This is a genomic window from Paracoccus sp. P2, assembly GCF_046335115.1.
Classification (GTDB): domain Bacteria; phylum Pseudomonadota; class Alphaproteobacteria; order Rhodobacterales; family Rhodobacteraceae; genus Paracoccus; species Paracoccus pantotrophus.
This window is the reverse complement of record NZ_JBGOSN010000187.1, coordinates 1-578: the sequence shown is the minus strand read 5'-3', so window position 1 is coordinate 578 and position 578 is coordinate 1. Positions and strand designations below refer to the sequence as shown.

Here is a 578-nt window from a genome sequence, read left to right as displayed (position 1 = left end):
CTGTGGCGCAGCATTGCCACGCGGCGGGCGCAGGGCGCGGACCGGTCAGGGGCGCCCTAGGTCACATACCCATAGACGGGATTCCGGAGACGGGATTCCGGTGCGGGCTGAGTTGTGCTTCACTTCTGCACATGCATGAGGAGGTGGGATGGCAGGCTTCGATCTGACGGATCTCGAGCGGGAGGTGATCCGGCCTTTGTTGCCAACGAAGGTGCGCGGCGTGAAGCGGGTGGATGACCGGCGGGCGTTGAACGGCATCTTCTGGCGGCTGCGGACGGGGGCGCCCTGGGCGGACATTCCAGCGCGCTACGGCCCCTATACGGCTTGCGTGAACCGCTTCAGCCGCTGGCGCAAGGCGGGCCATTGGGCGCGCATTCTGTAAGCCGTGTCAGAGGCTTATGACGGGAAAGTCCAGATGATCGACCCGTCCTCGATCCGGGTTCACCAGCATGGGGCGAACCGCCCGAAAAAGGGGGGCGATCCCGTTGCATGGGGCGCGCGCGCGGTGGGCTGACCGCGAAGATCCACGCTGTGGTCGATGCCCGCGGCCGCCCGATCCGCCTGAACCTGACCGAAGG

1 pseudogene is annotated in these 578 nt (G+C 66.8%); it reads left to right on the top strand.

The features are described from left to right. Positions 1 to 148: 148 nt before the first annotated feature. Positions 149 to 578: pseudogene (locus ACDP63_RS25130) on the top strand (IS5 family transposase); the annotation flags it as partial.